An 11,443-nucleotide genomic window follows, 5' to 3' on the forward strand; every position below is an offset into this window, starting at 1 on the left:
TAAAAATATGTTCAAGATCGGTACCCGCGGTTCCAAGCTCGCTACGACGCAGTCCGGCCACGTGCGCGATTGGCTGGCGGCCAAGGGCTTTGCGTCTGAGCTCCACATCGTCACCACTCACGGTGACGTCAACATGGCGCCGGTCGAGCGCATCGGTGTGGGCGTATTTACCCAGGCGCTGCGCGAGGCGCTGTATGCCGGCGAATGCGATATCGCGGTGCACTCCTTCAAGGATCTGCCCACGGCAGCGGACGAACGCTTCCTCCTCGTCGTCCCGGAACGGCAAGACGTGCGCGAGGCGCTCGTGGCGCGCGATGGACTTACCTTGGCGCAGCTGCCGGAGGGCGCGCGCGTGGGTACCTCGGCGCCGCGGCGCATCAGCCAGCTCAAGGCGGTGCGCCCGGACCTGGACATCCAGCCGTTGCGCGGCAACATCGACACCCGCATGGGCAAGGTAACCTCCGGCGAGCTTGATGCCGTGGTGCTGGCCTATGCCGGGTTGGTGCGCGCCGATTATCAGGACCGTGCCACCGAGGTTTTCTCGCCTGCAGACTTCATGCCGGCCCCGGCGCAGGGCGCGCTGGCCATCGAGGCTGTCAAGGATTCTGCGGCTGCCCGTGCCATCGAAACCCTCATTGATGAGGAAGCAACTGCGGCCGCACTGGGCGAGCGCACCGTGCTCTCCCGCTTAGAGGCCGGCTGCACCGCTCCGGTAGCAGCTACCTCCGAGGTGGACGGCGATAAGCTCACCGTTCGTGGCGGCGTATTCGCGCTTGACGGCTCTCGCCAACTTCTGGCCACCGCTTCCGGTTCCCTGAACGATGCTGCGGCACTGGGCAGCGCTGTATCTGAGGAGCTTTTCTCCCGTGGCGCAGCCGAGCTGCTGGGTAACTAATTTTTTGTTTAGGCCTTGATAATTTAAGGTGTATCTAGCACACAATCATTGGCCTCCAATGATTCGGCCCCCCTTAATTTGATCCCAGGACTTCTGGCCTGGGATTTTGGCCGTTAATACGCTGTGAAGAACACCGCCCGCTGGTCGCAGGGTTTTCGCCGCGCACGATCATGTCCGTGCGTGGTGCCTGAGGCCCAAACGTAGAAAAGAACCTTATGAGCAACGCTGTGCCGGACACTCAGTCTGAACTGGGAAAAGTCGTTTTTGTAGGCGCCGGCCCAGGCAATCCTGACCTGTTGACCGTCCGCGCCCGCGAGGTTCTCGAGGCGAACGCAATCGCAATCGTCGATGAAGAGGTTTCCTCCGGAATCCGCGACGTCGTCGCGCGCGCAGTTCCCGTACCGCAGGAGCTTCTCGACGCCGCGGAAGAAGAGTACGCGCGCATCTGTGCGGAGGCCAAGGAGGCTGGCGCGCGCCGCAAGCCGCCGCGTCCTGCTCCGCCAACGGCAGCGGTATTTTATGCGCCGCAATCTGAAGACATCGTGGCGCAACTGCGCGAAGGCTTGGTAGTAGCCGATGGACTTGACGTCATCCGCTTGGTTAGCGGTAATCCGCTCAATCGCGAGTCCATCAAGGAAGAAATCTCGGCCGTGGCCGCCGAAGGCCTGGAGTTCCAGGTAGTACCCGGCATGTCCCTGCCTTCTACCGTTCCTTCCTTCGCTGGTCTGGCTTTGGGCGCTACTTATACCGAGGCGGATATTACTGAAGGCGCTGATTGGGATGCGCTGGCAAGCGCTACCCAGCCGCTGGTACTGCAGGCAACCGCCGCCGACCTTTCGGTGATTTCCCGGGAGCTCATCGAGCGCGGCATGTCTGCGGACATTGAGGCTTACGTGACTGTTCACGGCACCACCCGTCTGCAGCGCACGCATGAGACCACCTTGGGAACTTTGGGCAAGCTCGACGCCGAGTTGCCCGGCGACCTCGTGGTGACCTTGGGGCGCAGCTTTGACGATCGTTCCAAGTACTCCTGGTGGGAGAATCGTCCGCTCTATGGCTGGCGCGTGCTGGTGCCACGCACCAAGGAGCAGGCAGCTGCCATGTCCGCGCGCTTGGCCGGCTATGGCGCCATCCCGCAGTCTGTGCCGACTATCTCGGTGGAGCCGCCTCGCAACCCGGCGCAGATGGATCGCGCTATCAAGGGCATCGTGGAAGGCCGCTACAAATGGATCGTGTTTACCTCCGTGAATGCGGTTTCTGCAGTGTGGAACAAGATTGCGGAGCTGGGCCTGGATGCCCGCGACTTCGCCGGCGTTCACTTGGCCGCCGTTGGCACCAAGACCGCCGATGCCATCCGCGCCAAGGGCATGGTCCCGGAGCTGCTGCCGGATAAGCGCAAGCAAAACGCTGAGGGCTTGGTCGAGGTCTTCCCGAACTATGTCGAAGACATCGACGCTGTGGGTCGTGTGCTTTTGCCGCGGGCGGACATTGCGGGCGATGCCCTGGTTACCGGCCTGGAGGAGCTGGGCTGGGACGTTGATGACGTCGTGGCTTATCGCACCGTGCGCGCCGCCCCTCCTTCGGCGGAGATCCGCGACATGATCAAGTCCGGCGGCTTCGACGCCGTGGCCTTTACCTCGGGCTCTACCGTGCGCAACCTAGTCGGCATCGCCGGCAAGCCGCACGCGCGCACCATCATCGCCTGCATCGGCCCTTCCACGAAGGCCGCCGCCGAAGAGCTGGGCCTGCGCGTCGACGTGGTCCCGGAGGTTGCTGAGGTGCCAGCGCTTATCGACGCCCTGGCTGAACACGTTGCCGCCCTGCGCGCTGCGGGCAACCTGCCGGCACCGCGGAAGAAGCGCCGCTCGCGTAAGAAGGCGACCAAGTCTGCTTAAGTCTGCCGCATCCGTCTGGCAGCGGGGCAAGGTTAGTCTGCAACTAAAGTATGAGTAGACTGGCGAGGCAAAGAAAAAGACCTCTAGGGAGAAATACTCATGAGCCTTGTTCGCCGTCCCCGCCGCCTGCGCCAGTCTGCTGCTTTCCGCGAATTGGTCGCGGAAACTACCCTGCAGCCTGCGGATCTGATTCTGCCGATGTTCATCATGGACGGCATCGATAAGCCGCAGGAAATTACTTCCATGCCGGGCGTCTATCAGCACACGCTCGATTCCCTCAAGCGCGCTGCCCATGAAGCGCTCGATGCGGGCGTTAAGTGCGTTGACCTCTTTGGCGTTCCGCGGGAGGAAGACAAGGATGCCACCGGCTCTGTTGCCTGGGATCCGGAGGGCATCTTGAACCGCGGCATTGCGGAGCTACGCCAGGAGTTCGGCGATGACCTCATCGTCATGGCAGATACCTGCCTGGATGAGTTCACCTCGCACGGCCACTGCGGCATGCTCGATGAATCCGGACGCGTGCTCAACGATGAGACCGTCAGCCTGTACCAAGACATGGCTCGCTCGCAGGCCCGCGCGGGTGCTCACATGGTTAGCCCTTCCGGCATGATGGACGGCCAGATTGCCGCCATCCGTGAGGCGCTTGACGAAGCCGGCCATGAAGACGTCGCTATCATGGCTTATTCCGCAAAATACGCGTCTGCCTTCTTTGGCCCGTTCCGCGATGCCGTGGGCTCCTCCCTGGAAGGAGATCGCCGCACTTACCAGCAGGATCCGCGCAACTTCCGTGAGTCCCTTTTGGAGATCGACTTGGACATTGAGGAAGGCGCTGACTTCGTCATGGTCAAGCCGGGCCTGCCATACCTCGACGTGCTGGCCGCTGCGGCTGAGCGCTCTAGCGTGCCGGTTGCGGTTTACCAGGTTTCTGGTGAGTACGCGATGATTAAGGCCGCTGCGCAAAATGGCTGGATTGATGGAGAGGCCGTTATGCTGGAGTCCTTGACCGCATTCAAGCGCGCCGGTGCGGATCAGATCCTTACTTACTTCGCCACCGACGCCGCTCGTTTGCTGAAGTAGCCGCTTCTTTCTTTCCGCGGCCACTGGCCAATTTTTCGCGAATATACAGTACATAAGGAATTTTGTGACACTTCCGGCTTCCCCTCAGCCCCCTCAGAATCAGCAGCCTTCACAGCCGCAGCAGGCTCCGAAGGAGCGAACGGAGACTCAAAACCCGCAGCATGCGCCGCAGCACCGTGGGGCGCTGCAGACAGGTAATGCCAAGCCACCGCAGGCTCCGAAGGAGCGTACGGAGGCCGTAAGCCTCATGCTGAAGCTGTGGGCGGGCGCGTTGGCTTTGGAGGTCATTCACCAGATTTTGAACCTGGTGATGACGTTGCTGAATCGCTCGGTGCTTTTTGCCCAGGCACGCCAGACGGCGGAGGAAGCCGCGCAGGACTCTGGTCAGAAGGTCTCTGATTCCTTGATTGAGGTAATCGGATATGGCTCGGTGGCATTTTCCTCCGTGCTCTCGCTGGTTATCATCGTCGTTCTCGCAGTGATGCTGCACTTACTCAACAAGGGCGGCAAAGCCGCGGCAACCGGACGCCGCCTGTGGTTCGCGTTCTCCCTCTTCTTTGCCTTCCGCACGCTCCTAGTCTTCCTCGCCACGCCCGCGGGCAATGAGGCGCCGGACTGGCTGATTGCCGGCGATGGCATCATCCAAATCCTGGTTGGTGTCGGAGCAGTCATGGGCCTTATCTTCTCGCTTAAGGAAGAGACACTGGATTACACCGGCGAGCTGGAACAGATGCGCAAGCTGGAGCAAGAGCTGGCGCAGGAACGCCGCGAGAAGGAGCGCGAGCGCCGCGAACAGGAGCGCAAAGAGCTGATGGAAAAGCAGCAACAGCAAAAGCAGGATGCGAAGGCTGGCAAGGATGAGCAGGAGCCGCGCCGATGACAAGCATGTTCCCTGGCCAGGGAAGTGGCCAGCCTAAGGGCGACCCATCGCGCCCAGGTCCGGTGGACTACAACCGCGCTGGCCGCAAGCAGGCTGGAAACAAGCAGTCCGAAGTAGACACCGCGGGTGCCGGCGGCGCGCCGAAGTCGCTGCGCTTTGCCTACTGGGTGCTCGTGATTGCGGCGATCATCATGCTGGTTTCCGGCATGATTGGCATGTTCGGTGACTCTGGCGCGGAAGAAGTCGCTGCCTCAAAGCAGGTTGCTGATTATTTGTCCCGCAACCGCAACTTCGTGGCTATTTCTAACATCGTGTGTGCGCTCGTGATGGCGCTGTGCGCGCCGCAACTGCCGCATGGCTCCAAGTGGTCGCGTCGGATCATCACCATCGCGATTGCCTTTAGCTTGTTTGTCAACATTGCCGCCATGGCCTTGGGCGTGGGCGGGCTCGGCCTAGTGGCCATCCCGGTTGTGCTGGCCGTGGCGTTGTTGTTGCTCTATCGCCCGGATTCGAACCAGTTTATGCGCGAGCGTAATCCGCGCTTCTAGCTCGCGGGCCTGTCCAAGGCAGAGCTAACTAGATTTAAATCCAACTTTTGATTCATAATGAAGACCATGTCACGAACTAAAAACGCCCCTCTCATCGATGCCGCCGCTGGCCGCACGCCGTCCCGTCCGCCCGTGTGGTTCATGCGTCAAGCAGGGCGTTCCCTGCCGGAATACCGCAAGGTTCGGGAGGGCATCGACATGCTCGACTCGTGCTTCATGCCGGAGCTGCTCGCTGAGATCACCCTGCAGCCGGTGCGCCGCCACGACGTTGATGCCGCGATTTTGTTCAGCGATATCGTCGTGCCGCTCAAGGCCGCTGGCGTCGGCGTGGACATCGTGCCTGGCCGCGGGCCAGTGATGGAACAGCCAGTGCGCACCAAAGAGGACGTCGCCAAGCTGCCCATCCTGGACACTGATGTTCCGCAGGTTCGCGATGGCATCGCCATCATCTTGGATGAGCTGACCGAGACCCAGGCGCTTATCGGTTTCGTCGGCGCCCCATTTACCTTGGCCAGCTACCTGGTGGAGGGTGGTCCTTCCAAGAACCACGAGAAGACCAAGGCCCTTATGCATGCGGAGCCGCAGACCTGGCACGCACTGATGGAGCGCCTGACGCCGACCATCATCAACTTCCTGCAACTGCAGATGGAAGCGGGCATCGATGCGATGCAGCTTTTTGATTCCTGGGCGGGCTACCTCAACGAGCGCGACTACCGTGAGTTCGTGCTTCCTTATTCCACGGAGATTTTGAAGGCCGCGGAAGGCCGCATCCCGCGTATCCACTTTGGCGTGGGAACCGGCGAGCTGCTCGGCGCGATGTCGGAGGCCGGCTCTGAAGTCATGGGTGTGGACTATCGCGTCTCCATGGATGCCGCAGCCAAGCGCGTGAGCGCGCGCACTTTGCAGGGCAACCTAGATCCGGCGCTGCTTTTTGCTGGCGATGACGCCATTCGCAGCGCGGTGCGCACCATCAAGGGCGAGGTCGCGGCAGCCCAAGCAGCCGGCGACATCGATACGCATATCTGGAATCTTGGCCACGGAGTTTTGCCAACCACAGAGGCGGAGGCTGTTACCCGCGCCGTCTCTATCATTCACGAGGAGGGCTAATGAAGATCGCGATTATTGGTGCTGGCTTGGCAGGCCTTACAGCAGCGTGGGAGATTGCTTCCCATGACTCTGGGCACAAGGTGGACGTGTATGAGGCTGAGGGCCGCATCGGCGGCAAGCTTTACACGGTTCCGTTTAATGACGGCCCAACAGACATGGGCGCTGAGGCTTTCTTAGCCCGCAACGAAGAGGTAGTGGAGTTTTTCACCAAGCTGGGCTTGGCGGATTCCTTTGTTTCTCCTTCGGGTCTATCCCCGCTGGTCTACGTCGATTCCAAGCTGCAGTCCCTGCCTTCCGGCGGCATGATGGGCATCCCGTCCTCGTCTGAGTCCATCGCTCCGCTGGTCTCTGCGGAGACCGCGCGCCGTATCGACAACGAAGAGCCTTTCGAGTGGAAAATCGGTGGCGATGTTTCGGTGGGCAAGCTGGTCCGTCAGCAGTTTGGTGACGACGTGGTGGACCACGTGGTCTCCGCCCTTCTGGGTGGCGTCTATTCCTGCACTGCGGATGACTTGGGCCTGCGCGCCACGATCCCGGCGCTGGCCGCTAGCTTGGATAAGCTCGCAGCTGATGGCCCGGTCAAGCTTTCCGACGCCGTCCGCGCAATGGAGCAGGCACGCCCACGCACCCCGGGCAAGGGGGCGCCTTTCCAGACTTTCCGCGGCGGCTACGCTGAGGTTTACGAGGCGCTCGCGGAAAAGTCCGGCGCCGATATTCACCTCGATTCCTTTATCTCCGGAGTGACCCGTGAGTCCGAGGGCTTCCGCGTCAAGGGCGCACCGAACGAGGCCGGCCTTTATGACCGCGTGCTTTTTGCCACCCCGGCGCCCACTACCGCGCGTCTTCTGCCGGCTCTTTCTCCTGCGGCTTCTGCCGCGCTGAAGAAGGTCAAACTGGCCGGTTCTGTGGTCGTCGGCTTCAAGTTCGATTCCGATACCGATCCGAACGGCAACCGCCTGCCGGATAACACCGGCATTTTGGTGGGCACGGATCAAGAGGACGTACACGCTAAAGCGTTTACGCTGTCTTCGCGCAAGTGGCCGCACCTGGCTGAACGCGGCGGCGCGCTGGTGCGTGCTTCCTTCGGCCGTTTCGGCGACGACGCCCTCGTCCGCGCGGAGGAAGACGATCTGGTTGATTACGCCTTGGACGATCTTCAGCACATCACCGGCTTCGATGGCCGCGCCGCCGGCGTTTCCGAGATCTTCACCCAACGCTGGTTCGGCGGCATCCCGCGCTACGACGAGACCCACCTGGACACAGTCGCTGCAGCGCACGCCGCGCTTGCCGACGTCCCCGGCATCGAGGCCACCGGCGCCTGGTCCGGCGGTGTGGGCGTGCCAGCCGTTGTGGCAGATGCACGCGGTGCCGTTGAGCGGCTGCTCGCGTAGTAGAGCAGCCAAGCTCTCACACGCACACAATCGGTACGATGCGGCGGCATGACTCACGTACTTATGGTTCTAAGTGGTGCCCGTGTCTGGACTCTTAAAGACGGCACGGAGCACCCCCACCGGCTTCTGGGCAGAGGAGTTCATCGCTCCTTATGACATCTTTACTGAGGCCGGATATGACATCACCGTGGCGACCCCGCGCGGGGTCAAGCCAGTAGTTGATGAAATCTCTTTGAGCATCTCCGGCGGAACCGATCCGCTTTCGGCCAAGAAGCTGAAGTCTCGCCTTGCGGAGCTCTCCGATGTCCTGGAGAACCCGGCTGACCTCCATGACCAGAACGAGGAAGATTATGACCTCGTGTTCTATCCCGGCGGCCATGGCCCGATGGAGGATGAGCTGGTGGCGCGAGGCTTGGACTACGACAAGGGCCTGCTGCCATTTCCCTCGCACGTCGTGGTAGATGGCAATCTCTACACCGGTCAGAACCCGCAATCTTCCAAGAAGCTTGCGAAGACCTTGGTCGACGCGCTCGCGGATTAGGCCATCGTTCCCGCGAATTAGGCCAGTGCCGGTAGGGCGCAGAGGACAACTGTCACTAGCAGGATGAAGGCCATGAATGCCTTCGCCTGCCAAGTGGCGAAGTTGAAGGTAACGCCCACGCCGAAGCGCTTGTCCACGAGGACTGCTGGGTCGTCGGGGTTGTAGTAGAACATTCCCCACTTGTAGTGCTCGTCGTTATCTGGCGATTCCTTGCCCTCGTCAGGGAAGCTGACACCACGCAGGGCGTCGTCAAGCTGGCTCGCCCGGAGAGCGATGAGGACCAAGAGCGCGATGACTCCGAGGATGCTGCAGAGGAGCAGGCCGTAGAATCCTACGGGCAGCCAGTCACTGAATTCGGGGAGCGGACCGGCGATTTGGTCAATAGTGAGGGGGACGCACATAGCCAGCAACAGCAGGCCGATGCCTTCGTTAGAAGCTGCCAGGATTGCATCGTTGCGCAGCTGACCTTTGATGGAGCGGTCGTTGCGGGAGTGCGACGGGAAGGCGGCCATTGCCCAGAAAATTACGGCAAAGAGTGCGATTAATCCGAGGGATACAAAAGTTCCTATAAAGACGCTCGGGACGGACTTGTCGCTCCAGGCGTCGGGCTGCAAGCCGGCACCCCAGTGCGTTGGGATGGTTTCTGGGATGTTGTCCCAGCGCATCGCAACAACGATTGCGCCGACAGCGGTGACGAGTAAGGAGCCGAGCACGCTAATCCATGGAAAGCGCACAGTGGTCTTGAGACCTGCGAGTTGCGATTCCGTAAAGCTGGTGCGAGTGATGCGTGCGGAAATCGCTGTTTCTACCTCGTCGTACCACTTGCCAGCGGCCTTTGCATCGATGATGCGGCGACGTGCCGTGACGTAGCTAAACATGGCGCCGACTACCACGATGAGCGAGGAGAAAGCGGCGACGATAGGCCACTTCCATGCGGCAAGGGTGAGCAGAGTAGTGAGGATGCCGCAGATCCAGACCTTGGTGCGGTAGGAACGCAGTGCGGCTTGAACTTGTGGGTCTTGGCGCTTGTCCTGCGGCACGCTCACACCAAGCGGCAGGGAAGCGATGGCGGGGATGGTGGCGATGGTCCAAGTGACGGCGAGGGTCATGGCCGCCATGAGGAGGGCGAAAATCATGGCAAATCCTTCAAAATTGCGTCGAGGTGGGAACGGATTTCGGAATCGTTGAAGCCCTGTGCGCGGGCTAGCAAGGCTGCGCGCTGAAGGCCCTCAACGAGTTGTTGGTTTTGTGCGTCGGTGCGGGCTCCAGGGCGAACCACCGTGCCGGAGCGCCCAGCGGTTTCGGCTAGGCCTTCGGCGACGAGCTTGTCATAAGCCTTCTTGACGGTGGCGGGATTAATGCCGAAGTCTGCGGCGACGCGTCGTACTGGATCGAGCTTGTCGCCGTCTCGTAGTTCGCCATGTGCGATGGCAGAAACGATGGCGTCGTGAAGCTGCGTAAAAAGCGGGACACCTGATTCTGGATTGAGGGTGAGGAACATGCCGACCCCCTTTCTGTGTTGGTTCAACTAATACAACGTTGTATTAGTGACTATAGCACAGATTGTGTTACTTGTAGCGATACAAAGCGATTAGAGTTCTACAGTGCGGTTAATCGAAAGACGCGAACAAAAATCTTCGTCGTGGCTCACTAAGATGAATGCACCTCGATAGGCAGAGAGCACATCTACCAGCCAGTCAACAGTGGGGATGTCGAGGTTATTCGTAGGTTCGTCTAGAAGGAGGAATTTAGGTGCTGGAGAAGAAAGCAAGACTCTCGCACATTCGGCACGAAAGCGCTCGCCTCCTGAAAGCTGCCCGAGCGGGGCATGAACGCTATCGTTTTGGAACAACAACTTAGCTAGCTGATTGCGGAGGAACTGCGGATCTTCGTTTGGATTGGCTGCGGTTACCAATTCCCACATACTCAAGTGTTCTGGAAGCGTGATGCGCTGACGCAAGTAGCCACAGGCTAGTGCGTAGTCGACGTCGCCGTTTGCCACGCGGTTGAGGAACGTTGTCTTTCCGGAACCGTTGGGACCTGCGAGTCGGACGCGCTCAGGGCCTACGATGCTGAGTAGCTCACTGCGGAGAACTTGGGTTGCGTTAGGCAGTTGAGTGTTCGGAAGCTCGATATGGACGGCAGAATCGTCGCGTAGCCGCAGCTGAGCTTTGTTGTACTCCTGCTGTGCGCTTGCCACTGATTGGGCTGCTTCGTGCGAGCGCTTGGCAGCTGTGTTTTGAGAGCGATTCTTGTCCAGGCCCAATGCGATAGGAGGCTTGCGTTTGGAAGCCGCGTACTTCTTTCCGCGACGCTCATCCCGGGCTAGCCGCGTTTGCATTGCTGACCGCTGGCGGACTTCTTTGCGTAAGGCGGCCTTGGCCTGGTGGACGTCGGCAAGCGCGGTGTCCTGTTCGTGGTCAATAGCCTCCTCATAGGAGGCGTAGTTCCCAGTAAACATGCGTAATGAGCCGTGGTAGAGCTCGGCGATGCAATCTGCGTGATTAAGTAGATCGCGGTCGTGTGAAATGACCAAAACCTGGGCCGGCGAGTCAGCGATCAAACTAAGGAGAAGTTCCTTGGACTGCGCATCAAGGTTGTTTGTAGGCTCATCCAAAATGATCACGTCAGGTTCGGAGAAAAAGAGCGCAGTAAGCGCGACAGTAACGGCCTCGCCGCCCGATAGGCTACCGATTGTGCGATCCAAGGAAATGGGCAATTCCGACGCCGCGAGCGCAGCACTGATTTTTTCCTTGAGGTCCCAACGCTCGCCCACGACCTCGACGAGCTCGTCGGTGTAGTGTCCCGCTTCGATTTGCTCGATGGCCTCCAATACTTCACGGGCGTGGAATACGTCGGCAACAGTATCGGAGACTTTCAGGCCTAAGTCTTGGTCGAGGTACCCGACGCTAGGGGCACTGACGGTACCTGAGGTTGGTTCGAGTATCCCGGCCAGCACCTTGGCCAGCGTTGATTTGCCCGAGCCGTTGGTGCCAACGAGTCCGGTGAACTGAGCGCTAAAAGTCCCATTGAGATTCGCGAAACAGGGTTTACCGTCAGGCCACACCATGGTGAGGTCAGCGAAAGAAATAGGCATGGATCGATCCGC

At 60.3% G+C, this 11,443-nt stretch carries 10 protein-coding genes and 1 pseudogene; 8 read left to right on the forward strand and 3 right to left on the reverse strand.

What is annotated here, in order from left to right:
- The first annotated feature begins 7 nt into the window (after positions 1-7).
- The 8 genes and pseudogenes from hemC to HMPREF3158_RS06170 all read left to right on the forward strand — a co-directional run bounded on the left by hemC (position 8) and on the right by HMPREF3158_RS06170 (position 8,334).
- Entirely contained in the window at positions 8-895 is an 888-nt protein-coding gene (gene hemC, locus HMPREF3158_RS06135) for a hydroxymethylbilane synthase (RefSeq protein WP_070497749.1), read from the forward strand.
- 215 nt (positions 896-1,110) lie between these two features.
- Complete coding sequence (locus tag HMPREF3158_RS06140) at positions 1,111-2,790, forward strand: bifunctional uroporphyrinogen-III C-methyltransferase/uroporphyrinogen-III synthase (protein ID WP_070497751.1); 1,680 nt, start codon at positions 1,111-1,113, stop codon at positions 2,788-2,790.
- Positions 2,791-2,889: 99 nt separating this feature from the next.
- Positions 2,890-3,867, forward strand: coding sequence for a porphobilinogen synthase (gene hemB / locus HMPREF3158_RS06145; protein WP_062036005.1), 978 nt, complete (start codon positions 2,890-2,892; stop codon positions 3,865-3,867).
- A 64-nt stretch (positions 3,868-3,931) separates the two neighbouring features.
- Entirely contained in the window at positions 3,932-4,747 is an 816-nt protein-coding gene (locus HMPREF3158_RS06150; protein WP_246816191.1) for an MFS transporter, read from the forward strand.
- On the forward strand, positions 4,744-5,295 hold the full coding sequence (locus HMPREF3158_RS06155; protein ID WP_070456810.1) for a tellurium resistance protein TerC: 552 nt from the start codon (positions 4,744-4,746) through the stop codon (positions 5,293-5,295). The genes HMPREF3158_RS06150 and HMPREF3158_RS06155 overlap by 4 nt, the downstream gene beginning before the upstream one ends.
- Before the next feature lie 66 nt (positions 5,296-5,361).
- On the forward strand, positions 5,362-6,402 hold the full coding sequence (gene hemE, locus HMPREF3158_RS06160; protein ID WP_070456830.1) for a uroporphyrinogen decarboxylase: 1,041 nt from the start codon (positions 5,362-5,364) through the stop codon (positions 6,400-6,402).
- Positions 6,402-7,793 carry a protoporphyrinogen oxidase gene (locus HMPREF3158_RS06165; RefSeq protein WP_061920370.1) on the forward strand — a complete coding sequence of 464 codons (1,392 nt, stop codon included), beginning with the start codon at positions 6,402-6,404 and terminating at the stop codon, positions 7,791-7,793. The genes hemE and HMPREF3158_RS06165 overlap by 1 nt, the downstream gene beginning before the upstream one ends.
- A 48-nt stretch (positions 7,794-7,841) precedes the next feature.
- Positions 7,842-8,334 (forward strand): annotated as a pseudogene (locus tag HMPREF3158_RS06170) (type 1 glutamine amidotransferase domain-containing protein).
- A gap of 17 nt (positions 8,335-8,351) precedes the next feature.
- Here the strand turns inward: HMPREF3158_RS06170 and HMPREF3158_RS06175 are convergent.
- From HMPREF3158_RS06175 to HMPREF3158_RS06185, 3 genes are all read right to left on the reverse strand, one after another.
- On the reverse strand, positions 8,352-9,470 hold the full coding sequence (locus tag HMPREF3158_RS06175) for a DUF5808 domain-containing protein (protein ID WP_061920374.1): 1,119 nt from the start codon (positions 9,468-9,470) through the stop codon (positions 8,352-8,354).
- Positions 9,467-9,835: a GntR family transcriptional regulator gene (locus tag HMPREF3158_RS06180; RefSeq protein WP_061920376.1), complete on the reverse strand. Its 369-nt coding sequence runs from the start codon at positions 9,833-9,835 to the stop codon at positions 9,467-9,469. Before HMPREF3158_RS06180 ends, HMPREF3158_RS06175 begins: the two co-directional genes overlap by 4 nt.
- Positions 9,836-9,925: 90 nt before the next feature.
- Positions 9,926-11,431 carry an ABC-F family ATP-binding cassette domain-containing protein gene (locus HMPREF3158_RS06185; protein ID WP_061920378.1) on the reverse strand — a complete coding sequence of 502 codons (1,506 nt, stop codon included), beginning with the start codon at positions 11,429-11,431 and terminating at the stop codon, positions 9,926-9,928.
- Positions 11,432-11,443 lie beyond the last annotated feature (12 nt).

The sequence above is a fragment of the Corynebacterium sp. HMSC06G04 genome (genome assembly GCF_001807365.1).
Taxonomy (GTDB): domain Bacteria; phylum Actinomycetota; class Actinomycetes; order Mycobacteriales; family Mycobacteriaceae; genus Corynebacterium; species Corynebacterium simulans.

Excerpts from the sequence above, each read along its gene's own strand:
- hemC (WP_070497749.1), top strand. The coding sequence starts at position 8 with ATGTTCAAGATCGGTACCCGCGGTTCCAAGCTCGCTACGACGCAGTCC.
- HMPREF3158_RS06140 (WP_070497751.1), top strand. The coding sequence starts at position 1,111 with ATGAGCAACGCTGTGCCGGACACTCAGTCTGAACTGGGAAAAGTCGTT.
- hemB (WP_062036005.1), top strand. The coding sequence starts at position 2,890 with ATGAGCCTTGTTCGCCGTCCCCGCCGCCTGCGCCAGTCTGCTGCTTTC.
- HMPREF3158_RS06155 (WP_070456810.1), top strand. The coding sequence starts at position 4,744 with ATGACAAGCATGTTCCCTGGCCAGGGAAGTGGCCAGCCTAAGGGCGAC.
- hemE (WP_070456830.1), top strand. The coding sequence starts at position 5,362 with ATGTCACGAACTAAAAACGCCCCTCTCATCGATGCCGCCGCTGGCCGC.
- HMPREF3158_RS06165 (WP_061920370.1), top strand. The coding sequence starts at position 6,402 with ATGAAGATCGCGATTATTGGTGCTGGCTTGGCAGGCCTTACAGCAGCG.
- HMPREF3158_RS06175 (WP_061920374.1), bottom strand. The coding sequence starts at position 9,470 with ATGATTTTCGCCCTCCTCATGGCGGCCATGACCCTCGCCGTCACTTGG.
- HMPREF3158_RS06180 (WP_061920376.1), bottom strand. The coding sequence starts at position 9,835 with ATGTTCCTCACCCTCAATCCAGAATCAGGTGTCCCGCTTTTTACGCAG.
- HMPREF3158_RS06185 (WP_061920378.1), bottom strand. The coding sequence starts at position 11,431 with ATGCCTATTTCTTTCGCTGACCTCACCATGGTGTGGCCTGACGGTAAA.